19 protein-coding genes are annotated in these 23,559 nt (G+C 36.5%); 1 reads left to right on the top strand and 18 read right to left on the bottom strand.

Annotation, left to right across the window (positions count from 1 at the left end; all coding sequences use genetic code 11):
• Nucleotides 1–134 precede the first annotated feature (134 nt).
• The 16 genes from HDF25_RS17060 to HDF25_RS16985 form a co-directional block, all read right to left on the bottom strand.
• Nucleotides 135–3,215, bottom strand: a complete 3,081-nt coding sequence (locus tag HDF25_RS17060; protein WP_184626936.1) for a non-ribosomal peptide synthetase — start codon at nucleotides 3,213–3,215, stop codon at nucleotides 135–137.
• Between the two features lie 94 nt (nucleotides 3,216–3,309).
• A complete protein-coding gene (locus HDF25_RS17055) occupies nucleotides 3,310–3,972 on the bottom strand; it encodes a hypothetical protein (RefSeq protein ID WP_184626934.1) in 663 nt (220 codons plus the stop codon).
• 3 nt (nucleotides 3,973–3,975) lie between these two features.
• Entirely contained in the window at nucleotides 3,976–5,022 is a 1,047-nt protein-coding gene (locus tag HDF25_RS17050) for a family 16 glycoside hydrolase (protein WP_184626932.1), read from the bottom strand.
• Nucleotides 5,023–5,142: 120 nt separating this feature from the next.
• Complete coding sequence (locus HDF25_RS17045; protein ID WP_184626930.1) at nucleotides 5,143–5,979, bottom strand: sulfotransferase; 837 nt, start codon at nucleotides 5,977–5,979, stop codon at nucleotides 5,143–5,145.
• 36 nt (nucleotides 5,980–6,015) lie between these two features.
• On the bottom strand, nucleotides 6,016–7,296 hold the full coding sequence (locus HDF25_RS17040; protein WP_184626928.1) for a DUF6625 family protein: 1,281 nt from the start codon (nucleotides 7,294–7,296) through the stop codon (nucleotides 6,016–6,018).
• 61 nt (nucleotides 7,297–7,357) lie between these two features.
• Nucleotides 7,358–9,106, bottom strand: a complete 1,749-nt coding sequence (locus tag HDF25_RS17035) for an ABC transporter ATP-binding protein (RefSeq protein ID WP_184626926.1) — start codon at nucleotides 9,104–9,106, stop codon at nucleotides 7,358–7,360.
• Between the two features lie 7 nt (nucleotides 9,107–9,113).
• The gene (locus HDF25_RS17030) at nucleotides 9,114–10,574 is read right to left on the bottom strand and encodes a condensation domain-containing protein (RefSeq protein WP_184626924.1); all 1,461 of its coding nucleotides are present in this window, start codon (nucleotides 10,572–10,574) and stop codon (nucleotides 9,114–9,116) included.
• Nucleotides 10,528–11,763: a nucleotide disphospho-sugar-binding domain-containing protein gene (locus tag HDF25_RS17025; RefSeq protein ID WP_184626922.1), complete on the bottom strand. Its 1,236-nt coding sequence runs from the start codon at nucleotides 11,761–11,763 to the stop codon at nucleotides 10,528–10,530. Before HDF25_RS17025 ends, HDF25_RS17030 begins: the two co-directional genes overlap by 47 nt.
• A gap of 25 nt (nucleotides 11,764–11,788) precedes the next feature.
• Nucleotides 11,789–13,144: a radical SAM family heme chaperone HemW gene (hemW, locus tag HDF25_RS17020; RefSeq protein ID WP_184626920.1), complete on the bottom strand. Its 1,356-nt coding sequence runs from the start codon at nucleotides 13,142–13,144 to the stop codon at nucleotides 11,789–11,791.
• 172 nt (nucleotides 13,145–13,316) lie between these two features.
• Complete coding sequence (locus HDF25_RS17015) at nucleotides 13,317–13,586, bottom strand: acyl carrier protein (RefSeq protein WP_184626918.1); 270 nt, start codon at nucleotides 13,584–13,586, stop codon at nucleotides 13,317–13,319.
• Nucleotides 13,587–13,598: 12 nt separating this feature from the next.
• Complete coding sequence (locus tag HDF25_RS17010) at nucleotides 13,599–14,981, bottom strand: class I adenylate-forming enzyme family protein (protein WP_221450939.1); 1,383 nt, start codon at nucleotides 14,979–14,981, stop codon at nucleotides 13,599–13,601.
• A gap of 2 nt (nucleotides 14,982–14,983) precedes the next feature.
• Nucleotides 14,984–15,463, bottom strand: coding sequence for a chorismate pyruvate-lyase family protein (locus HDF25_RS17005; RefSeq protein ID WP_184626913.1), 480 nt, complete (start codon nucleotides 15,461–15,463; stop codon nucleotides 14,984–14,986).
• Nucleotides 15,464–15,538: 75 nt separating this feature from the next.
• On the bottom strand, nucleotides 15,539–17,995 hold the full coding sequence (locus tag HDF25_RS17000; protein ID WP_184626911.1) for a TonB-dependent receptor domain-containing protein: 2,457 nt from the start codon (nucleotides 17,993–17,995) through the stop codon (nucleotides 15,539–15,541).
• Between the two features lie 13 nt (nucleotides 17,996–18,008).
• Entirely contained in the window at nucleotides 18,009–19,400 is a 1,392-nt protein-coding gene (locus HDF25_RS16995) for an FAD/NAD(P)-binding protein (RefSeq protein ID WP_184626909.1), read from the bottom strand.
• 28 nt (nucleotides 19,401–19,428) lie between these two features.
• A complete protein-coding gene (cysC, locus tag HDF25_RS16990) occupies nucleotides 19,429–20,004 on the bottom strand; it encodes an adenylyl-sulfate kinase (protein WP_184626907.1) in 576 nt (191 codons plus the stop codon).
• Nucleotides 20,005–20,080: 76 nt separating this feature from the next.
• On the bottom strand, nucleotides 20,081–20,647 hold the full coding sequence (locus tag HDF25_RS16985) for a UpxY family transcription antiterminator (RefSeq protein WP_184626905.1): 567 nt from the start codon (nucleotides 20,645–20,647) through the stop codon (nucleotides 20,081–20,083).
• Between the two features lie 595 nt (nucleotides 20,648–21,242).
• Here HDF25_RS16985 and HDF25_RS16980 point away from each other — a divergent pair.
• Nucleotides 21,243–21,653, top strand: coding sequence for a BrxA/BrxB family bacilliredoxin (locus HDF25_RS16980; protein ID WP_184626903.1), 411 nt, complete (start codon nucleotides 21,243–21,245; stop codon nucleotides 21,651–21,653).
• Nucleotides 21,654–21,729: 76 nt separating this feature from the next.
• On the opposite strand, the gene cdaA is transcribed toward HDF25_RS16980, so the two are convergent.
• Together cdaA and folP are read right to left on the bottom strand one after the other, a co-directional pair.
• The gene (cdaA, locus tag HDF25_RS16975; RefSeq protein ID WP_184627341.1) at nucleotides 21,730–22,521 is read right to left on the bottom strand and encodes a diadenylate cyclase CdaA; all 792 of its coding nucleotides are present in this window, start codon (nucleotides 22,519–22,521) and stop codon (nucleotides 21,730–21,732) included.
• A gap of 30 nt (nucleotides 22,522–22,551) precedes the next feature.
• On the bottom strand, nucleotides 22,552–23,409 hold the full coding sequence (gene folP / locus HDF25_RS16970; protein WP_221450945.1) for a dihydropteroate synthase: 858 nt from the start codon (nucleotides 23,407–23,409) through the stop codon (nucleotides 22,552–22,554).
• Nucleotides 23,410–23,559 lie beyond the last annotated feature (150 nt).

Here is a 23,559-nt window from a genome sequence, read left to right as displayed (position 1 = left end):
ACTTTTTCATCTGCAAAATTACACAATAGTTTGGCTAAATTCAAAAAGGGTGGAAGAGGTAACACACTAGTTTCCTTATATCAGTGTTGAGAAGTTATTCCATTCTGATGAAATATTTGGGGATATGCTTTAACTTACACCTCCAGATTCTGAAAGAGATTTTTTACCGGTTCCTCTTCATTAACGCTTAAAATAGTATCTACGAATGAAAAATAATCATTTGCAATTTTTGCAAGTTGAGGTCTGTCATAGATTTGAGCCCTGGATGATATCCGTAAACAAATACTCTGTTTAGTATCATAAACGGCTATTGATAAAGGAAGATTTTCTCTGTCCCATTGTGGCAGATGATAGGTTAACTCAGCATCGCCCAATTTAAAGGCAGGAACGATTTGATGATAACCAAAATATAATGAAGGTTGGTTGGATGTTGTTACATTTTTTTCTTTATAAAGTTTTAACACTTCTTCATAGGGGAATTTTTGGTGTTGCAGAACTTCTAATAACCGGGCCTTACACTTTTCAAAAATCAATTTTATGCTCATATGTTTGTTTATCTCATAATTCACGAGTATAACGTTGGATAAGAAGCCAATTATTTCATCGAATCCGTCGTGATTGCGGTTGGCTACCGGTAGCATGATCGGTATGTCTTCGACAGTTGTAAATCCGCTTATAAAAATTGCGTAGGAGATAAAAAAGAACTGAAATCTTGACATGTTTTTTCCTTGCAGAAATCCATGAATTTTTTTTAAAGTAGTTTCTGGAAGATATTTGATATGGGAAAGCCCCCCAATTTCCGTATGATCAATATTGGAGAATTTTTTCTTGAAATAGAGGAGCGGTTTGTATAGTGTTATCTGATTTTGCCAAAAAAATCTGTCGATTTCAAATTTTTCTGAATGTTGATATATAAAGAATTCCTTTTGAAATTCCGTAAACTGGTGAACTGTTTTGTTAGTATTTTCCTCATTGTAATTATCAACAAGATTTCTAATCAAAATTTGCAAAGTATGGCCATCTGAATTAATATGAGGCATATCGATATGTAAATACTTATTTTGATCTTCAGTTTCGATAATAAATAAACGCACTAAGGGTGCTTCGCCAAGTTTAAAGGATTTCGTTATTTCTGCCTTAACTATGTTTATGTCCTGACCTTTTACTTGAATAACCGAAATATCTTCCACATGATTTTTATTTTTAAACAGCTTTCCTTTTTTGAAAATATAAGATGTGTAAAGTCCCTCGTGTCTTGAAATAGTATTTAAGGCTGCAAGGCGTAATTGATCAATATCGATGCCTCCGGTTATTTTAAAAGTAATAGTAGAATTAGGGAAAGGATCCGAAGGATTAAGCTTATTCCTAATAAAGAGGTTTTTCTGTCCAAGGGTTGCTTCACTGGAATCAAAGTTTTCTAAATCAGGAACCTGTTTTTGTGAAGCTGAGCGTTTGAAAGATTTGATTAACTGATATAAGTCGTTTATAGTAGGATGATTAAACAGGTCTGTTGGCGTTATTGCCAGTCCGTATTTTGAATTTATTTTAAATGCAAGTTTTATCAGTGAAAATGAATTGCCACCCAAATCAAAAAACTGGGCATTAGGATCAATATTCCCATTATTAGTCAATAAATTACTCCAGAGATCATGTAAAAAGACAAATGTTTCATCCTGTGAAAACAGCAATGTTTTGTCTGTCTTTTCTATTTCTTCATATGGATTTGGCAGTTTTCTTTTGTCGATTTTGTTATTTACGGTCAGTGGCAACTTGTCAATAACAATAATGTGGCCTGGAACCATATATCCTGGAAGCTGTCTTTTGAGCAAATTCATAAGAATTTTCGGATTGTATGTTTCCTGGGGTATGATGTAGCTGACTAAAGCCTGATTGCCTTGATTGTTATCAAAGGTGGTCACAAAGGAGTCCTTTGTCATACCAGACAACTTGATGACTTTTTTAATCTCTTTTAGTTCTACACGATTGCCATTAATCTTTACCTGATCGTCATTCCTGCCCAGATAAAAAATAAGATTATCTTCCTCCATCATTCCAATATCACCTGTTCGGTAAAACCGTTGATCATTGCAATTAAAATCTGCTTTTATAAACTTTTCTGTTGTCGCAGTTGTATTATTTAAATATCCGCTGCTAAGGAGTGGCCCGGCCACCAATATTTCGCCTGATTCGCCAATGGCTGAGGGTTGCAGTTTTTCATTACTCAATGCGATAATAACATGTGGCAGGGGGATACCTAGTGGAACAGGATCAGGAATTTCATTGATATCCGTTGGGAACTCATAGGTTATAATTCCTATTGTTGTTTCCGTTGGGCCGTAATGGTTAAAAAAGAGGCACTCTTCTGATAGTAAACTGCGAATCGTAACGGCAAGATCATGAGAACAAGCTTCGCCGCCTAAAATCATTCTTTTTTTTGGGAGAATGGCACGTGCATCAGCGTATTCTCCGAATAAATTAGCTATGGAAGGAGTCGTTTTATAACAATCTACCGGATAGGTTTCGAGATGTTCTTTTAATGAGTCAAAACTTGAGTGGGATTTTAAATTAACTATATCCAGATGTTTGCCAAAACACAGGGCGCTAAAAAAAGCAGTATAACCGGCATCTGCAGATAAGGTACCTAGTATAGCGTAAGAAGCGCAAGCACTTAGTTGGAATCTTTCATAGACGTCAAGGAGATAGGCCATGAGTGCACTATGCTGGATCATTACACCCTTAGGTTTACCAGTAGATCCCGAGGTATAGATGACGTAGCATAAATCTGAGGGATGGGTAAATGTAAGTTCCGGAGTGGTTTCGTGTGCTTCAGTAGGTTTGGGCCCTGAGTTGATGTTTAAGGTTTGATGACCTATTGAAGTTATGCGTTCTTCATTTACTAAGTCACTGACTACGATTTTGCACTGACAATCGTCGAGCATGTATTTTATTCTTTCCTCTGGGAATTCTGGATCTAATGGTAAAAACGCAGCCCCCGCTTTCAAAATGCCTAAAACGGCTACTGGTATAATAACACTATAGTCCAGAAAAAATGGTACTATATCATTTCTTCCCACACCTGAAGATTTTAATTGCCTGGCTAAATCATCACTCATGCTATGAAGCTGATGATAGGTAAGTGTGTCGTTTTTATAACGGGCAGCCTGGGAATTCGGTGTCTTATTTGCTTGCGATACAAACATATCAAGGACTGTCATGGATTGCAGTTTTGAAAATATGTCGTCATTGGAATTAGTGTTATTAAGCGAATTGTGCATTGTTGAAGGCTTAGATTTATGAGCGATAGAATCGCTAATCTTTTGTAATCACCAGATTTTTATACGCTCCGCTTAAGCAATTGCCTAACCAGAATCCCACTGAGCCTGTTGTTAACGCTTGGTTTAAAGAAGTATATTTCAAAACAGGAGTATTGTTATTGTCAACATAAACGGTCAAAGTATTGTTATGTATTATTGCTTTGATGTGGAACCAGCCTTTCAGTGGCAGTGTCGCTAAGGCCTGATAGCTTTCACTTTCGTAATGCCACCAATCGAAATCTGTACCTGTTTTAGGCATATATTGAACGGCATTGACGGTGCCTGAAGCCCCCGGCCTGAAATACAAAGTCTCGTAATTGTTTTCATCTTTGATCCGGAAAGCAATTCCGACGAAACTGCCTTTTCCCAGCGGTGTGGCGAAATCTGCTTCAATTGTACCATTATAAAACTTCATGTTACGCAGATAGGCAATTCGGGCCGATTTGTAATTGTCAAATTTATTTGTCAGCATCAGGGCCGGGATACCTAAATACTTTCCTATAACATACCCTGCAGAATCAGATTTTGGTAAAATCCAATCTTTTTCATTGATACTTGTAACTGGGATACTGATTGTTCCCGATTGGCAGCTTGCCTGGCTTATTTTGAAAATCAGAATAGTTGCAATTAATACTGCGGAATATTTTAGTTTCGACATTTTTTATGGTTTTTCTTGTTCGACAATTTGAATTCCTTCCATTGAGTCTAAGCGGGCAATAAGTCCCCATCCAAAATAATTATTTGCCAGCGCTATTACCAGTTTGTTTTCACCTGTTTTAAGCGGTAATCTATATTTTCCGTTTTGAATAGATACCCTTCCTTCCGGATCCTTTTTCACTGGTTCGAAATAAATATTCTTATCTGAGAAGGCAATTTCATCATTAACAAAACCCCATATCTCGTCACTAAATCCAACATTAAGAAAACGTATCTGGTCAACCGGAGATAGGAGTGTTACTTTTAACCATATCATTCTTCTGTTCTGGCTGCGGTTATATAAACGGCTAAAATTGATCAGGCCGCAATTCTCAGCTGTGATTGATTTCCAGGAGACATCTTCTTTTGGAATTTCTGAGGAGATGGGTTCCCTACCTTTCTGAAGATTTACAGGATCAGTATATTTCCAGTTTCGCAAAAAACGTGGATCATTTAAAGTCAGGTCAAGGCCAGCCACTGGAGAAAGGCCCTCTGTAATGTTTGGCTTTATAATGATATTGGATATATATCCTGTTCCGTTAAATGCGATAAAACCGGCACCAAAATTACCCTCCAGTTTAGGTATGACAAGTGATGGCTTATTCATATCGTTTACATATACAAGCATCTGATCGCCAGAAACAACCAGTTTGATATGATTCCACGTGTTCCTTTTAAAGTTGGCAGCACTTTGGTAATGGGGTAACAATGTCCAGTAGGTCAATCCTTTAATTGTCGGAGCATATTGTATTGCTTCGATCGAATTAGGTATGGAGGCTTTATCGGGTCTCAGATAAAAATATTCGGCATTTTCGACATCAGCTGCTCTGAAATAGATGCCATTTAGAAGATCATCCTGAGGGTCAATGTCGTATTCAATTGTTCCGTTTAGAAATTTTTGGTCTTTATACAGAGCCGGTTTACCGAGGGACTTGATATGCAAACTTATAACACCATTATGTTCTACAAATTCGGTATTGGTCGAATTATATTCCCAATGGTCCGGAGACATATTAGGTTTTATTTGTCTTGATTGCGCAAATACAGAAGTTGTGATGCTAACAAAGAAAAAAATATTAAATATTTTTCTTACAGTTTTTAGATGATTTATGCTATACATAGTCAAATGATTTTATACAAAAAACGTACTCCATGAAGTATTTCGGAAGGCTTCTTTTAGATCATCATAATTATCAACAATTTCGGAAGGCTGATAAGTAATCTGTTTTTTCAATAATGTCTTTACTGTTTTGTGTGGCAATTCCAGAAAGTCGCAAACTTTATTTGTACATTCCTGTTTATCCAAAATCAGGTCTTCATAACATATATCCAGTTTAGAGTGATTTCGAAAAGTAAAATCATTCGTCAGCTCGTACCGTTCAATAGCAGAGAAATAATTATAACATTCATCGTAATCAAAATGCAATGGTGTTAGGTTGTTCCCGGTTTTGGGCATCCAATGTGTCCATTCGCTTGTCGTGTAAGCAGTTTTAAGAGATATCAGCGTATCCAGCTTGTTTCTTCTTTTTAAGTGAATAATTTTCAGATCAGTGTCACTGGACAGATAATTCCATAAACTTTTAAATTTAGTATTCAGTTGACTGATCGAATAATTATTTCGTATAAAACTATCAAAGTCATCATATTTGTCAACCAGCCTTTTTGATATTGAAGCTGACGAAACCATTTTATCAAAATAATCGAAGCTTAGGTGATCGTAAAACATCTTAAATCCGATAGCCTGATGTTTAGACTGAGCAGATTCATCCAGTTTTTTTTTCAGGAAAATAATAGGATCATTTAACACATCATCCAGAGTTTCCTGAGGCAGATTATCTATATTAAATAATTCACCATGCATCTTAATATCTCCATAAGAATTCAATAGGGACATTAATAAATTTGAACCTGTTCTAGCTGTTGCCAAAACCACAAACCGTTGCTTTTTTTTTACATTTTCCAAACTCATTATGTAATAAATTTTATCTTATTCATTTAATTATTCTTAGTGCTCAAACAAAAATATCTGAGGCCAGGATGGGCTTGTTTGAGATGGTTCTCTACATATAACCGTATGAACATCCTGGAATTCTATTTCAATTCTATAGATAAGTGAAATGTACTTGCTTGCGCTAATACAGTAGCATCGACTTTTACGTCCAACCGATTGTGCATTTCCCATTTCGCAAAACACACCTCTGTTATTGAATTCAACTGTTATGAATTCATCATCTTCGGTATCTTCCAGTCTATATTTATGTATTGCGTTTTTCCTTTTCTGGTTTCCGGTGCGGAATACTGCCGGGAGCCATTTCGACATGAATTCCATTTCAACTCCAAAATCTGAACGTTTATCTAACAAAAAGTTACTTAATCGGCCTATTACCGAACTATAATGAAAAGTTGAAAATGATCTTTTATGAATAAAAAATTTTTTCGGGATCTCCTTCCACTTCGGAATATAGAAATACTTAAGTTTTTTAAACTTGATTAAGTGATACAGAATAACTTCTTTTCTCTCATTATGCAGACTCCCATTATTCCAGTCAATCTTAGTTGAATTCAGACCACTTGTTTTTGTGAAAAAGAGTTTACCATCAATCCATTCCATCTTTCCTGGTAAATCTTCGACACAACACATTTCAAAGTGCGCTTTTATTTTTCCCGCGTTCTCAAATTTCTTTACAATATGAGTCATACTCTCAATTTGGGCGCTTGTTTCAAATATAGATTTACCACACATTAGTTCGTAAAAAGTACTGCCGCACTCATCAAAACAATAATGTTCAGCATCTTCAAGTATTTTTCGATAATCACGACTTTCTCTGTATAGTCTATTAATCGTTTCATTATTTTTATATACTGTAAGAAATCCGGTAACATATTCTCTTCTTACACATATTACGTCATTTTCATTCAAAATCTGAGGAGTAAAAAACGAACGGATATCACCAAAAATTAAATCTATATCCCCATGACCCCAAAAATCATATCCATTTAAATAATCCGAAAATATATCTCCATATACGGGCTTAAAATCGCATAACTTATAGGCATCAGTAAAGTTTGTTTTTATCTGTATTTTATGATCAATTAACTGCCTTAAGTCTTTTAAAGTTATGCTGACAACTTTAAAATTAGGCGGTAGTTCTTCTGAGATTTCAGCATCTGTAAATAAGATGAAATTAACAGTACTGTTATATTTACATGAATGGAGGAAATATTTAAAATACCATGGTAAAGGGCCAAAATAACAGTATATGAAACATATTTTATGCATCTTCATGAATTAAATTAAAGGCTGAATTGAGCTATTATCGTGTGATTTTTTTGTGAAAATAATACAACTAATTCATTGTCACTTTAAGTTTACCGTCAGCTTTTATTAACTGATCAAACTCTCCTTCTTCAACAATCTTTCCCTGCTCGATTACATAGATATAATCAAATAAAGGAAGGATATCCAAATTATGCAGAGCGACAATGAGTGCTTTTTCTTTGAAATGAAAAAACAATTGATTGTATATATGTTTTGTCAATGCCTGATCAACACTACTTGTTGGTTCATCGATTAAAACAATTTTGGAATTCCTGGCGGAAAGAATTCCTCTGGCTAGTGCTAGTCTTTGTCTCTGACCCCCTGAAAAGTTTGAACCGTTTTCAGTTATAACAGTGTCTAATCCTAAGGGTAACTGATCAATAACTTCCGAAAAATGTGAAGTAGCACATGCTATAGATACCTCTTCTGCGGTATATTGTAATCCGAAAGTTAAATTGTATAATAAAGTATTCTCAAATATTTCTGGCTCCTGGGGTATCAGCGTACAATCGTTATTAATCATTTCCAGACAATCGTATAATTGAATGGTATTAATTTTCATGTGTACTCCGTCACGTGGATGATACAGGCCTCTTAATAAAGCTAGTAGTGTACTTTTTCCTCCACCGGTTTTTCCTATTAAGGCAATCTTTTTACCCTTTTCTAATTTAATCGATATGTTATGTAAAATGTTTGTTTTCCAGTCTGCAGCATACGAAAAATTCAACTTTGAGACTTCAGCACTACTCCATTTATCAGGCAGTTTCAAAGTGTAATCTGAAGTGTCAATTTCTTTATAATGATCATATTGTTTACAAATATCATCAACGGCAGTCACATTCGTATTTAACTGGACTATCTGATTATAAAGCCACGCCAGGCTATGGAAGCCGGCAGTAAACTGATTTACATATAACAATAAGATGACCAATGGCGCTATAGCAATAGCACTACTTCCAGAAGACGCCTGAATCACATATCCTATAATACATATTCCATAAATTACAGCCACCGCTATATCCGCAACGAACCATTTCAGTTCATTTTTTTTTATATATCTGATAAATGGGTCAAATGTTTCATCAATCTTTAAAGATATGCCATCCAATATTTGTCTTCCCAAACGAAGGGTGGTTACCGTTTTGATATTAGCAAGGCTTTCTGTCATTACTGCACTTACCTTATCATCTTTTTCATTGTGTTTTGACAAATGCCCAACCAGTGTCTTATCAATTTTCAGAATAAATAAAATTGTCAGGATGCCAATAATTACAGAAATCCCTCCAAATAAAGGAGCAAAATATACAATAGAGAATAATGAAATTATTAATTTTAAGAAAGATAGATAATAATTAAATCCATTTTTAAAGAACTCATTTAGAGAAAATCCAGATTTTCGAATTTTATTCAGCAGCAGCCCGCTATGATTATTTCTATGCCATTGCAGAGGCAGATATAATACCTTGGAAATAGTTTCCATTGAAAAATTCTTGCCAATGATGAAGGCTAAAGAACATTCCTCAATACGTGCAGAAGCCTTGATCGCCCATTCGATTAAGTTAATTACAATGTACGAGGAAACATACAATAATGTGTACCTGAGTGTTTCTGAAAAATCCTTCTCTAAATGACTGATAAACCAACCATACATAATTGGTTTTGACGCATCAATTAACGCAACGAATGTATAACCAGTATAGACCAGTACATAATTTAAGCGATGGGTCTTTGAGTATTTCCAGGAGATTGAAAGTAAGTTTATGTATGGGTTTTGCATTATAAAATTATATTGACGAGGGAGAAAATGTCAAATCAGTATTAATTTTACTTTTTAAGGCGATGTCCTTCAAGCTTAAATCTGGATAATACGCTATCTTTTTTAGGATCGCTATATAATTTTTTAGAATATCATTACAAATTTCCTGTTTATTCCAGTCACATAAAATAGTCATTCTAACTTTACTGCAGGCAGTATCGTCTTTAATAGTCAGCGAAATATCAGATTGAATATCCAGACTGCACTTCGCCTCTTCGATCCTTGTCCGGGAAACGTTGCGCTGAGTGTCAAATTTAGTTGCGATAGCTTTATCTTTTAATCCATACTGAACTAATCCACTAAGCGTACAGCTCATTGAATTCATTTTTAGCATATTGAAATCTGCCTGGAACATAGATTGATTATGTCTGAATTTATCCTGATAAGACTTGAAAACTTCTTTATATGGAACTTCACTATTGGCTATACTGCTTTGAATCTCAGAATTAACCCGTTGTAATAATAAATGTAATGATAAATCGTCCTCGAGTTCTATTGTGTTGAGTAGGGTGTCAGCAAATAATCCAATAGTATTAGAGTTCTTTTGACTTCCGACTCCCCGGCTATGGAATATATTCAGAATACTAATCGTTTTTTGCCCGGAATATCTTTCCAGAACAATGTAGTACGCCAACTGGAATATCGCTGAAAAAACCACTCTTTTTTTTAATGCAAGCGACCTTAGATCTGACATTAGCTTTTGAGGGATAGGAATTTCTTTAAACACCATACTTGCCTGGGTTCCATGAGCCCCGAATGGTAGTTTTAGTGAAGGAATAGATCGGTCCAGCTTTTTGTTCCAGTATGCTTTTTTTGCATCGAAAGCTTCGGTCTCCAGAAACCTCTCCTGGTATTCCGAATACTCATGGTATTGTAAACAGGGTTTAAAATCAATTGGTACCTGATCTAAACGACAGTTATAAGCATATACCAGGTCGCTCCAGAATAGCTGTGTGGAAATATAATCACACATTAAATGATTAAATAGAATTATGACATAAATAATCTCACCAAAACAGAATAATTTTACGCGAAATAGCAAGCCACGTTCAATTTCGAAAGTATATTGCAACATTTCTTTTGTATGCTGGATGATATGCGAGTCAAATTCCTTTTGATGAGTACAGCTGCATAGATCAATTTCCAGGATTTCGTTGATATCAAATGAATCTTGTATCAGCTGGTATAAAACCGATCCGTCCTGGATAAATCCAGTACGGAGTCCCGAATGTCGCCTTACTACCATTTCTAATGAATCCCTGAATGCCGCGAGATCTAACTTCCCTTTGAAGGACCTTGAAACAAGGAAATTCCAGTAAGAAAAAGAGGTGTTCTGAGCGTTAACCCACATTTCTTCCTGTTGGGTGCTGGCCTTGAAAATCTTACTCTTGTTTATAGATGATCTGTTGGTTATATTGTTGATTATCATGGTTGTTGCAAGATGAATAGTATCTTTCTATAACATTAGAAGCTAGTTCTGAAGGGGCGATCAGAGACTGTTTAGCAATAAGTGCATTTAAATTGTTGCTATAGAAATCCAGATTGCTTAATATAAGCTCCAGCGCATTTAACAATTTGCCTTTCGTCAATTGCATAACAGAAATTTGAATACCTATTCCTAGTTCCTCCACTTTTTCGGCAGTTAATTGTTGCTCTGGAATTTCTGGAATTACGACCAGAGGTGTCACCGAGGCAACTGCTTCATGAATACTTGCCATTCCCCCTCTGGTAACAAAAATCATTGCATTACTTAAGACTGACTCCTGATCAATAAAGTCGACCAGTGTGACATTTGGAGCGACAGTTCCAATATCAGATTTGTTAATCTTAGAGCCTATGGAAACGATGCTTGGAATATTCAAATCTCCCAGAACATCAATGATCAATTTGAATAAATCGACATCATCATTGAATATTGTACCCATTGATACGTATATAAGCTTCTTGCTTTTACAGCTGTTGGGTTGATTAACAGGGTATCCGACAAATGTACTACTTCCCTCAACCGGATCATTTTCGAACGAAAACTCCTTTAAGATCAAAAAAATGTTACACTTTTCCTTATTAATATAAGAGTCCCATATATCTGGTTTGAAAGAGAAGCCAACCTTTTTATAAAAGGACTGGTATTTTTTTTGAAGTCGCATCACTGATTCTATACCAGTGTTATTGTACACTTTTGTTTTTTCCTGTTGCCTCCTGAAAAATGGTATCATCACATGCTGACTTAAAGAAAAAGTAGTATAAATAGAAATAGCTGGCAATTTGCTATCTATTGCAATTAACTTCCCCCATAGTGCCAGATGAGAGTGTGCAATAAGATCCGGTTTTTCCAATGAGACTTCATTTCGCAAGAAGTCGAATAATGAAACTGCCGTATCCAGCAACATTTCAGCAAAAGCAAAAAAAGAGGTGTTATTACCTATCCTGGAGGTATCATAACCTGTAGCGTAAGACGGGTATGCTTTGGATATGAAAGCGTCGTTACTCTTTGATGAAAAGTCGGCTGTGTTATAATAAACTACAATGTTTCCTCTGGACGAAAGCTCACTCATCACCGATACGAGTGCTTTGTGAACACTTACCAGGGGCAAACCAAAAAACATATATTTGGACATTGCTTAAATACTATTTAGGAAGGAATTAGTAAGAAAATCCAATATTATCATCTCCCATTTTACTTTTCAGTCCTGAAGCAAGGACTTTTCCAACAAAATCGCCAAATAACATTCCCTGTCTTGTTAGTGTAAGCTCGTCCCTGTTGTCGGTGATATAGCCTTTCAGTGTTAGTTCCTCAATAGTTTCCGGAATGAAGTTAAAATAATCAAATCCGAACTTGTTAATAAATTCCTGTTTTGAATAAGAAGTCAATCTTGCAGCGCAAAGAAGAAGTTCCTTTACCATCAGATCTTTATGAGAGAGTGTATATGTTCTGTATAGTGGAAATAAACTCTTGCTCACACGTTCTGCATACGTATCCATGTTATTAAGATTCTGATAGTTTATATTGCCGATTTTTCCAAATGAGGAAACTCCATATGCTACTAAATCTTGCCCTCTCCATGTGTTTTCTGCATATCGGTGCATATATCCATTATTTGAAAATGCGAAAGAACTCCATGGTTTATAATCTGTACCCGAAATCAAATCCAATGCGGCACCCATATATGCAAGCTCTTCGGTATCAGATGGTAATTGAATCTCGTTTGTACGAACCCCCTTTTTGAAAAAGACCGTATTGGCGTATGTTTTCATTTTATATATAGTCAGCATATCCACATTTTGATTCAAGGCTATCTGAAGTGAATCGACCCAGGTTTGCATTGATTCTCCTGCCAGTCCGCTTAATAAATCCACATTAATTGAAAACCCGCCCAGATCCTTAATCATTTCTACGGACTTAATAGCTTGCATTGCCGAATGCTTCCTGCTACTATATTTTATAATATTATCATCAAAGGATTGTACCCCCATACTAATCCTGTTAACACCTGCATCTTTGTACCAGCCAAGTTTATTTTTATTAAATGTTCCTGGCTCTGCTTCAAATGTAAATTCCACGTTCTTTATTTCATGAAACTCATGTAATGCTTCCATTAGTTTGTTAAACTGCTCTTCTGTTAATACTGAAGGAGTTCCTCCACCAATATATATAGAATTTACTATTCGCTTTTTTAGTCCTAAGGCTTCGCTAACCGATTTCATTTCAAGACGCAGTGTCTCAATATAATTGTCGACGTGCGATTTAGATTTGATTAGCTCTTTCATGTAAAAGCAATAATCACATATTTGAATACAAAAGGGAATGTGAATATAAATATTGATACCGCCCGGATGAAGAGCGTAGCTATTTGATTCATTCTTCCAGTGTTTAAAAAAAGGGTAGTTTGTATAAAACTCCTCCCTCGTAGGTTTTTCTTTTAGATCTCCAATTGAAAGAGAAATATGATCAAGATCAACTACAGATTCTCCTTCAAATAATTTCGTGTTTAAGTCCATGAGTATATTTTTAATTTGTGGTTAGGTTTTGCATATAACATATAGCGCATACATTACGTATTAATCATTTTCACCGTGACGGTAATTAACTTATTGAAAGTTTTGCACTAGATATTTCTGAATTTCAGTTGAATTGAAAATATGTATATCATGTGATATTAATTGTTGATCGTCAGTTGATTTTTGTATAAATCACATCGGCTAAGTGATTTATACTACTAAACAAGTCGTAGCTAAGATCTTCTTCTTCAAAATTTATAGAGAACTTTTGTTCAACCAGAACAATTAAATTCACTATACTGATGGAATCTAATCCTATACCATCCTCGTATAAAGACAGGTCGTCTTTTAGATCCCCTACGTTTAAATTTGCATCAAGATCGTCTACTAAAACCTCTTTGATTTTTGATTTTATGGAATCTTTTGAAATATTATCTATCATAGTTTTATAATTTTATGTGTAAAGAAAGGTCAGCTGTTTTCTATCCGGTTTACCATTGTATAAACGAGGAATACTTTCAGTAAAATGAAAATGGTCTGGTACTGCATACCGTGGCAAATTTCGCAAACAGGTGTTTTTCGCAGAAGAAGTATCAAGTGTATAGTCGGTCTTTAATTCACAAATTGCTAAAAGCTCTTTGCTGCTTGTTTCTATAGTAACAATCTTATTAGCATGCTCTAACAGGTTTTCCAACTTAACCTCGAGTTCCTCTAAGGATAAAAGAAAACCAGAGCGATTTATACATAAATCGATCCTGCCCACAACTTCCAGATTGCCAGAGTTGTCAATTCTCCCTGCGTCTTTAGTTCTATACCAACCATCTTCAAATGGTTGGTCAGTCATTCTTTTTCCATATTCATCAAGATAAAACTCAAATCCATATGGGTTCTTACAGAGTATCTCGTTGCTATTACCGGTCGTTTTTATTTTGAACTTAACCCCATTTACAGGCTTCAGCGATTTTTCACTAAAAGTTATTTTATGCTGCAGACTCACTTCAGATGTGGCCATTGCGCCAAGTTCTGAACATCCATAAAGATTAATCAGGTGTCCGTACCGATTTATAAATTCAGTTCTTAAATTGCCATCTAATGGTTCTCCGGCAGAAATATAAGTGTGACTTTGTGAAAGTGTCTTGTTTAACTGCAGCAACATTTTACAAAATGTAGGATTGATCAAACTGATATCAGGTTTAAAGCCCCTAAGTTTATCTATCAGCTTGATTACATTTGACTTGTTGATTATAGAAACATTTGCTCCTGCCATGATACCCGGAAGAAGACCAACCCCTAATCCATACATGTGACATACCGGAACCGATACTAACAATTTAGAATCTTTACTGATATTAAAATGTTGAATACAGGCGGCGGCATTTTTAAAAAGGTTATCTGCTTTATAGTAAATATATTTTGGCGCAGCAATACTGCCGGAGGAAGCTAAAATTACCATTCCGCTGTTATTTTCCAGGTCTCCTTTGTCAGTGTAGTTCGTATTCTCTGCTAACTGTATTTGCAATGAAGATGAGTCGTCCCTGTCTTTTAGAATAAGTATTTTATCACAAAAGCCAGGAACAGCTCCACTATTTAGCAGATTAGGTGATGCTAAGAATACATTTACTTTCTTGCTGAAAAAATATAGCATGATTATAACACAGTCTACTGTGTTATTTACTTCTAAGAAGACACATCGGGTAATCTGCAGTTGATGAGCTTTAAAATATTGATCTAAGTTTTGAAACTCTTTCAAAACATCTCCATAATTTACAAAGCATTGATCATCACTGATACCATTATGTCTTACATTGCCATCCCATAGCGATTCTAACAAAGCCATCGTTAATATCGTTGAATAGATTCTAGATTGAAGAATTCTTCTATAGTTGCCACTTTTCGGGAACCGATCAGAAAGTCATACCGCTTCTTATACAAAGGCCCATCTGGTAAGTTCATTAAGATAGTCTCGTTCTCAAATATATTGTCTTCCACAGTAATATTCTTTTTATGGATGGCCGATTCGCAGTTCAGTTGTGTGAAAATACGGCCAAGGGGTAATTCTTGTGCTGTAATAAGACGATCCTCTTCTTCTGTTAATAGGCTCTTGTATATATAGCTAGTGCTATAAATTAACGGGTGTTCGTACGATGAGAAATACAATTTGCTAATTCTTTTAATAATCAGATCATCTTTTTCTTGTCTTATTATTTTAACCCTCAATCTGCTTTTTCTTAAAGCCTCAAAATACAATGTAGTAGAGTCCTCCATTTTAATAAGATCATCTACAACATTGCTCCATGAAATCAAATTATCAGTATTCATATTTTTTTTATAAGCAGTCCGGGTATAATAGAGTAATCTTGATAAGGATATGTAGTATAGGGAATTGATAACGCTTTATTTAACCCGATCAGCCTCTGATACAGATTTTACTTTATCGGGAGTGTCAGTCTTTTTCCCAAATCTGTAGGATACGGATAACGTAAGCCTTCTACTGTCAGCATAAAAAGAATAATAACTAACTGATTTTGGCAAGTAATCTATTCCCGACGTTATTTGAGAATAGAAGATATCTGTAACCCCCACCTTAGCAGTAAGTCTATCTTTTAGCAATTTTTTGGAAACAGCAGCACCAACTGACCATATTGGCGAATAAACTCCTTGCAGATACTTGACCCTGCCTTTATAATATCCAGATAACTCTCCGCTCCATCCACCAGGAAACTGAAACAGATTACTCAGGTTACTTGAAAATTGTGTGCTGGTCACATGAATCTTTTCATCTCTGACACTTCCATTAAGGTTGTTATATGTTGTTTGGATAAACAGATTAGGAGTCCACCAGTTAGTAATTGATTTCCGGTAGTTTACTGACAAGGCTAAACTTTGTACGTCTCCAATATTCCCCGGTTTAATGACTGTATTTTGTCCGGTCAGGTAACTAATGTTTTCAAAAGCGTTTTTAGTGTTGCTATAGCTAACTGTAGTTGAAAGCCATGATTGGTAAGAATAATATAATTCAATATTATTTGTATACTGAGGCTTTAAATCAGCATTGCCCGTTAATGAAGTATAAGGAGTTATGTAGTATAAAAATGGATTAAGATCATAATAATTCGGGCGGTCCACTTTCCTTCCGTAATTCAGGGAGAGGGTGTTCTTTTTATTAATGCTGTAGGCAATACTGAACGAAGGGAACAGACTGAGATAGGAACTGGCAAATGAGGAGTCCTGCTTTGTTGTTACTACATCATTTATTTTACTCAGATTACCCCGATAGTCTGTGTACTCTGCTCTAAGGCCTCCCTGGATCTCTAACTTGCCATAAGTCTTCTTTAGCATCGCATATGCAGCATTGATGTTCTCTTTATATAAAAACCTTCTGGACATTAATGGATTAGGGACCCATTTGTTGTTGATTGAATCCAATATAAAATAAGAGGCTACATTATCATTGGTTACATAACTCGATTTTAATCCCAGATTAAGCGTGAAATCATTACGAAGTGATTGACTATAATCCATTTTGGCTGAATAAATATCTACCCTAAACGGCAGGGAGCCTTTCTGTTCAAGTCTGTTTTCTAATGTTTGACTTGCATTAAATGTTTGCGTATTAAATAATAAAGTCTGCTCTGGTGTATATTTCAGATAGTCTAAATCGACTGTAAGTAATCCCCCTTTATCATTTAGCTTATGGGCAAGATTTAAATTGGCAGCCACCGATGTAAATTCGCGGGTAGAATAGTTTTTCTGTCGTATGGTGGAGTTTTGATTAGAAGTAAAGTCCTGAACGGTAATTGTACTATTACCAAACTTTTCAGTGTTATTCTTGTTTGCTGATAAGACGAATCCGATAGTTGTTTTGGGACTGAGATAGTAATCCATTCCGGTCTTTACGTTGAAAGCTGGACTAGTGTTCTTTGCTTTAGAAGCGGTAGTTCCATCCAATATTGACGTAATCTTCCCATTTTGATCATAAAAATACTGAGGGCCAGGTATTCTTAGAAAATCTATGCCATATTCACTGCTTCCGTTGAGAAAAAAATTGAATTTTCCTGTGTAATAATTTAGATTCAGTCCTGCACTTGATTTCGCATAAACTCCCTGCGAATAATTAAGAGTGACCATACTGTTAAACCCTTCTTTTGTAATCTTTTTTGTTATAATATTAATAGCCCCTGCACCTCCTGATGCGTCATATTTTGCGGGCGGACTGGTCATTATTTCTATTTTATCAATAGTCAGAGAAGGTAATCCTTTCAGGTAAGTCTCTAATTCCTGACCATTAAGATAGGTTGGCTTCCCATCTAACATAACCAATACACCACGTTTGCCATTTAAACTTATTGTTCCATTCTGATCGACCGAAATGCCTGGCGACTTGACCAATACTTCCATCACACTGGTGCCAGCATTAGTTGGCGCAGCATCCACGTTGATTGTCATTTGGCCAGGTTTCTGTTCAATAAATGCTTTTCTGCCGGTCACTGTAACTGCAGCTAAATTGGTATAATCAGATGGAGAAAGTGCAAAAGGAGGTATGGTGTATTTCAAGCTGTCACCTATAGTAAATATGTTAGAATAAAAAGGTTTCCATCCTAAAGCTGTGATAGCTATTCTGTATTTTCCTAAAGGGACACGATTAAATTGGAAAGTATTAGTACTATCTATCAATCCAAACCTTGTTAAGCTTGAGTCAGCTATATTCAATAAAGTAACCGGTATATTTGAATTTGGTTTATTTTCATTGGTAATTGAACCAACAATAATGCCTGTTTGTGCCTTCAGATCAGAGGCGTAGCAAAACATACACCAGAAAACAAGGTGCATTATATTCTTAATTTTTTTCAACTATTCTAATTATTTACCTGATGACATTTTCAACTATATTTTTCTTTACCAGCTTCAGCATTTTGTGAGCCAGATAATGTGCCTGTATACGGATCTCGGGCACGGCGGTTGTTTCCCATAATATTCCTTTTGCAGGTGCGCCAAGCGTATGAAAGCAATCAGAGGCGTACCCGTCTTCCTGTATTAATGCACCTTCTTCATCACATAATATACCCAGACAAAGCGGATCAGCACATATTAATCTTTTTTGCAAGAGGTTCTGAATCAGTACCTGTGAAATGCGATTATAATTAGTAGACGGGCCCATGCAATTGATGATAATATCAGCGGTTATCTGCTGTATTTCTTTACCACCTTGTTTACGTATAGTAATTTTGAACCTGCCCTCCGCTGTCACCTGGATCCCGGTGATCCTGCCGGCCTGTATTCTTACCTGTTCTTTAAGTAAGGCAGCAGACACAATATCTGCACAGGTTTCCGGCATACGGTGCCTGCAAACATCCCAATAATGGCGCAGGTGTTCCATAAAAGCTCTTCTCTCTGCATATGGCAGTTGTTGCCATAATTGAGAAGTACATGGACGCAGAACATCTATCACAGCGCGCCAGTCGGAGCCACTATGCTTTGCCTTGCGAAGATGGGATCTTACAACTTGTAACATGCCGAGTGCAGTTTTTACGGCTTGCATCTCGCCCCGGAAATCAGGGTATGGTTCGTAATTTTTATGCATCGACGGTAGAAGCCCATGTCTGGATAGCGCAATGGCTTTCCCGTTGTGCCTTGTTTTTTGAAGGCTGATCAGTGTATCGGTCATCGTTAATCCAGTACCAATCATAACTACTGTTTCATTCCCCTGGATATGATTTGCCCATGAATTGTCCCATGCAGAATGGAAATAACCGGCAGTCTGCATATAGGTTTTATCATGCAATGGCAGATGATTAGCTGCAAAAGTACCCGTAGCCAGAACCAGCTGGTCAAATGGGACAGCCGTCTCTTGATTTGTCAGCACCAGCTTATTTACCATATCCACATCTACCGCTTCCACCCGCAGACGGGTAACATTTATGGTCGAAGCTTTTGCTTCCATTAAACGGTTAAAAATATCAAGGATATAAAGGCGGTAAATTTTCCTTGGCACAAATGATGTAGCCGAATAGATGAATGATTTTCTGTAAAGCCAGTCTGTGAAATGTTCCTTTTTGTCAGAAAATGCACTCATATTGCAAGCCGGCACATTCAACAAGTGATCCTCATCTTCTGTTGAATAAGGTACCCCAAGCCGGTCTACTGCTTCCTTTTCCATCATGATTACCTTTAGTTCTTCATTTGGGCAAAACCGCAGCAAGTTAATCAGCAACAGGTATCCGCTCAGACCACCTCCAATTATTACTATATTTTTCAATATATTCTGGTGTTTTATAAAAGTATAATCAGTTACGAGCCTGTCTTTCCGGCCAGGAAACCGCATCCATCGGGGCTGGTATATAATTGGCAAGCTCCAGATAACGTAATATCTTTCTCACAGAACTTTCTACTGTTTCCAGGTCTGTACAACAAGTTACTTCTGGCTGCTGTGGCTCCTCATACGGATCATCGATACCAGTGAAAGACTTGATGATACCGGTGCGGGCTTTTTTATACAAACCCTTCACATCTCTGCGCTCGCACTCATCTATTGGGCATTTTACGTATACCTCGATAAAATTCTTTATTGTTTGTCTTACCTGGTTGCGCGTATTTTTGTATGGTGATATGGCAGATACAATAACGCAAACGCGATTCCTGGAAAGTAGTGCTGCTACAAAACCGATACGAAGGATATTGATATCGCGGTCTTCTCTTGAAAAAGAGAGCCCCTTTGACAGGTGTTCGCGTACAATATCGCCATCGAGCATTTCACAGGGAGCCTGCCGCTCACGCAGTTCTTTACATAGCATTTCAGAGATAGTCGTTTTGCCTGCGCCACTTAAGCCGGTAAGCCAGATGGTGAATCCTTCATTATTCATGTAAGATATTGGAAAGAGATTATATAATTATTTTCTTGGTCAATGCCAGTTGCTATGCTTCTACTGCTTGTTTAAGTCACTGCATCGTTGGGATTGTACGCTTAGAATGGCCGCCATCGCCCTGGTACTCACTATGAATTTTCGTGACAAAATCCAAAGGCATATCCATCAATATATTCCTGTTTAGCAGATCAATCCGTACCAAAAGCTTTTCTTTTCCTTTATATTGTACAAGTTCACAATACAAGCCAGTCAACATACCTTCTTTAATGAGAAGCCGCTGCCCAAACTGGAATCCTTCCGAAGATATTTCCAGGCTGGCTGATGCATTCGTCATTATTTTCAGACTATTTATAATAAGATCATCCACCATAGCTATCTGTTTACCAAATCTGACATAATTAATCACACCCCCAATTTCGAGCCCTTGAATATAATCTTTTACTCCGGTCAGATAAATGAAGAGATAAGAAGGAAACATGGGGAGCTCTACCAGTTTTTTCCGATCATTCCAATTTCTCAATACCTTCACTAAAGGTAAATAATGATTAATGTTGTTTTCGGAGAGAGTCAATGCGACTTTTTTCTCGTTATTGGTTTTGGTATACAGTACATACCAACCCGGAACAAAATTCTTATTCATAATTGATATCATAGTTTTTGTAGTATGTTAAACAGATATGCTAAATCTTAATCTATATAGATTATAGAAAATTTTCGTCACTTATGGAAACTGTCAGAATTCTTAAAATATGGCTAAGTTGTCTTTCTTTAGGTCATTGAGCGCAGAGCTGTCGCTATAGTCAGTACCAGATACTTACTAAAGTAGTTGAATTTAAATAATGAAATTGAATTGAAATATATGCTTAACATATTTCTTTTAATAAATTCAATTTTATAAAGTATTTTCTCTACAAGGAAACTCCTTTGCTAAAGATAAAAGAAATTAAATCGAAATAGCAAAATATATTTTGCTATTTCGATTTAATAAATGCCGATAATAGAGTAAAAGTTTAATAATAAAAAAAACACTTAACTTGTTACTAAATTATGGAATGACTCTTGATGGAAACTTATCTCCGGATTCGTGACTCATTTTAGTTCTGAAATAGAAGATAGCCTCTTGACCAAAGTAATTTCAAGGTAAAAAACAATTTACTTAAATAGTAATCCTTTGATGCTAGGTAACAGTGCTGTACCTTTGTATATTAAATTGAATAATATTAAAGCTTTTACATATGTATCCAGAATATTTAGTTGAGCCCATGCGGGCTGAATTGACCAAAGTTGGTTTTGAAGAAATGAAAACTGCAGAAGATGTTGATAATGCCATTAAAGGCGAAGGAACTGTTTTCGTAGTGGTAAATTCAGTTTGTGGCTGTGCAGCTGCAAATGCGAGACCAGCAGCAAGATTAGCTGCGGCTAATGAAAAACATCCTGATAAACTGATTACTGTTTTTGCAGGAATGGAAAAAGACGCTGTAGACAGAGCGAGAAGTTATATGGCACCTTTCCCACCATCTTCACCAGCAATGGCATTATTCAAAGACGGTAAACTTGTACATATGATCGAACGTCATCAGATCGAAGGTCGTCCTGCTCAGATGATCGCAGAGAACCTGATCGGTGCTTTTGATCAGTACTGCTAATTAATAGCCTTAAGATATATCCGGTGAATGCCGGTAAGGAATCCGGTCTTGTGCCGGATTTTTTATTTACAAGAATTTAAAAGTCTTTATTCAGTAATTTTTCCAGTTCCCCAAAGGAAACATTCATTCTTACACGTCCTTGTTTAGCGTAGGCGATTTCACCGGTTTCCTCAGATACAATGACAGCAACGGCATCGGTAGTTTCAGATACTCCGATCCCCGCACGGTGACGTAAACCAAACTGAGGAGGTAATTTGTCATTATCTGTCAGTGGTAATATACAGCTGGCACTTTTAATCTTGTTTTCCGAGATAACAACAGCTCCGTCGTGCAGAGGACTATATTTCTGAAAAATACTTTCCAATAGCCTTTTAGAAATTTTAGAATCGATCAGCTCACAGCTATTGGCAAACAGCTGATCGTCATAAAACTTAACAAAGACAATCAATGCTCCAGTCCTTGATTTTTTCATGCTTTTGCAGGCATCTATAATCGGCTTGATACGAACCAGGTTATCCCGTTCAATATCTTTACTGCCAAATAAATAACCCCACCAGGCTTTGTTTTTCTGTAAAAAAGTGTTTTTTCCAATTAGCAGCAGGAAACGCCTGATTTCGGGCTGGAAGATCACAATCAACGCGATAATCCCGACACTCATAAACTTATTGATGATCGTTGATAAAAGACGCATATTCAGTGCGTCCACTACAAACCACAGGATCAGAATAATAAACATACCCAGCAGTAAATTAACCGCCAGTGTATTTTTAATCAGATTGTAGGTATAGTAAATCAGGAAGGCAACGAACAAAATGTCCACTACATCCGTAACCGTTATCGTTAGAAAATCAAAGTCAAAACCTTTCATTGTTGCCAAGTTAGGAATTTTACCCAAATATTAGGACTGTTGCATCTTTTCAACAATAGATATACATTCAACTGCAGCCTTTACATCATGTACCCTTAAAATTGATGCTCCTTTCTGCAAAGCGATAGTGTTCAGTACCGTAGTTCCGTTCAGTGCTTCTTCCGCTGTATTACCCAGTAATTTATAAATCATAGATTTTCTTGAAATACCAACCAGTACCGGTAAGCCAAAGAGATCAAAGTTTTCCAGTTGATTGAACAGCTGATAATTGTGCGTTGTGTTTTTGGCAAAACCAAAACCTGGATCCAGTATGATATCTTTAACTCCCATTGTCCTTAAGCGGCTTATTTTTTCTGTAAAATAATCGGCTACTTCCAATCCTATATTCGCATAAACAGGCTTTTTTTGCATAGTCTGCGGATTGCCCCGCATATGCATCAGGATATAAGGGACATTTAAAGCTGCAACTGTTTCAAACATAGCTTCATCCAGTGTCCCACCCGAAATATCATTGATCACATGTGCCCCTGCATCAATACTTTCGCGGGCTATTTTTGCACGGAAAGTGTCCACAGATAATTTAGCCCCGGGAAACCGTTTGCTTATTGCAGTAATTGCAGGGATAATCCTTTTCAGCTCTTCATCCGTGCTCACTTCATCAGCGCCGGGGCGGGAAGAATAAGCACCTATATCTATAAAAGTTGCCCCTTCTTCCAGGCAGGTTTCTGCTCTTTCCAGTGCAGCATCTATAGAACCCATTCTGCTGTTACTGTAAAAAGAATCCGGGGTTAAATTCAATATCCCCATCACGCATGGGCGGCTTAAATCCAGGAGTTCGCCTTTTAGGTTAAGTGTTATTTTTCGGTTTAAAAACGTATCTTTAGCCATCATTTTATAGAGCCTGTTTAAAATTAATCTGCTCATTTGTTTATGCTTCTTTTTAGCTGCAACATCGTCTTATTCATTTCAGGTAGAAAGGCTACCAGAAATAAATAACCCTCGTTTCGCTTAAAAATAAGCTGTAAACAATTTGAGCAT

It is taken from the genome of Pedobacter cryoconitis, from assembly GCF_014207135.1.
GTDB lineage: Bacteria > Bacteroidota > Bacteroidia > Sphingobacteriales > Sphingobacteriaceae > Pedobacter > Pedobacter cryoconitis_D.
This window is presented reverse-complemented; position numbering and strand designations above follow the sequence as displayed.

Coding starts and splice junctions, on each gene's coding strand:
- HDF25_RS17060 (WP_184626936.1), bottom strand. CDS start 3,215: ATGACAGTCCTTGATATGTTTGTATCGCAAGCAAATAAGACACCGAAT.
- HDF25_RS17055 (WP_184626934.1), bottom strand. CDS start 3,972: ATGTCGAAACTAAAATATTCCGCAGTATTAATTGCAACTATTCTGATT.
- HDF25_RS17050 (WP_184626932.1), bottom strand. CDS start 5,022: ATGTCTCCGGACCATTGGGAATATAATTCGACCAATACCGAATTTGTA.
- HDF25_RS17045 (WP_184626930.1), bottom strand. CDS start 5,979: ATGAGTTTGGAAAATGTAAAAAAAAAGCAACGGTTTGTGGTTTTGGCA.
- HDF25_RS17040 (WP_184626928.1), bottom strand. CDS start 7,296: ATGAAGATGCATAAAATATGTTTCATATACTGTTATTTTGGCCCTTTA.
- HDF25_RS17035 (WP_184626926.1), bottom strand. CDS start 9,106: ATGCAAAACCCATACATAAACTTACTTTCAATCTCCTGGAAATACTCA.
- HDF25_RS17030 (WP_184626924.1), bottom strand. CDS start 10,574: ATGATAATCAACAATATAACCAACAGATCATCTATAAACAAGAGTAAG.
- HDF25_RS17025 (WP_184626922.1), bottom strand. CDS start 11,763: ATGTCCAAATATATGTTTTTTGGTTTGCCCCTGGTAAGTGTTCACAAA.
- hemW (WP_184626920.1), bottom strand. CDS start 13,144: ATGGACTTAAACACGAAATTATTTGAAGGAGAATCTGTAGTTGATCTT.
- HDF25_RS17015 (WP_184626918.1), bottom strand. CDS start 13,586: ATGATAGATAATATTTCAAAAGATTCCATAAAATCAAAAATCAAAGAG.
- HDF25_RS17010 (WP_221450939.1), bottom strand. CDS start 14,981: ATGGCTTTGTTAGAATCGCTATGGGATGGCAATGTAAGACATAATGGT.
- HDF25_RS17005 (WP_184626913.1), bottom strand. CDS start 15,463: ATGAATACTGATAATTTGATTTCATGGAGCAATGTTGTAGATGATCTT.
- cysC (WP_184626907.1), bottom strand. CDS start 20,004: ATGAATAATGAAGGATTCACCATCTGGCTTACCGGCTTAAGTGGCGCA.
- HDF25_RS16985 (WP_184626905.1), bottom strand. CDS start 20,647: ATGAATAAGAATTTTGTTCCGGGTTGGTATGTACTGTATACCAAAACC.
- HDF25_RS16980 (WP_184626903.1), top strand. CDS start 21,243: ATGTATCCAGAATATTTAGTTGAGCCCATGCGGGCTGAATTGACCAAA.
- cdaA (WP_184627341.1), bottom strand. CDS start 22,521: ATGAAAGGTTTTGACTTTGATTTTCTAACGATAACGGTTACGGATGTA.
- folP (WP_221450945.1), bottom strand. CDS start 23,409: ATGGCTAAAGATACGTTTTTAAACCGAAAAATAACACTTAACCTAAAA.